Origin of the sequence: Stenotrophomonas sp. SrG (genome assembly GCF_050031795.1) — a bacterium.
GTDB lineage: Bacteria > Pseudomonadota > Gammaproteobacteria > Xanthomonadales > Xanthomonadaceae > Stenotrophomonas > Stenotrophomonas rhizophila_A.
This window is the reverse complement of record NZ_JBNBBE010000394.1, coordinates 1-260: the sequence shown is the minus strand read 5'-3', so window position 1 is coordinate 260 and position 260 is coordinate 1. Positions and strand designations below refer to the sequence as shown.

1 protein-coding gene is annotated in these 260 nt (G+C 66.2%); it reads left to right on the top strand.

Annotated features, from left to right (window positions below; translation table 11 throughout):
* Nucleotides 1-260: gamma-glutamyltransferase (locus tag ACQG3P_RS20215; protein WP_426806040.1), on the top strand; the 260-nt coding region annotated here is incomplete at both ends.

The following is a 260-nucleotide window of genomic DNA, read 5'->3' as shown; positions in this document are numbered from 1 at the left end:
GGGTACGACTTCTCGAAGATTCCGTTCGGCTCGCCGGAGCATGGGCACCTGTTCGTGGAAGCCCAGAAGCTGGCCTTCGCGGACCGCGCGCGCTTCTACACCGATCCGGCGTTCCAGCCGGCGCCGGTGGCCAAGCGGGTGTCGAAGGAATATGCGGCTGAGCGGCGCAAGCTGATTTCAATGGACAAGGCGCTGCGCGAGGTGCAGCCGGGCACGCCGAAGCAGCGGGACGAGGGCGACACGATCTACATGACGGTGGC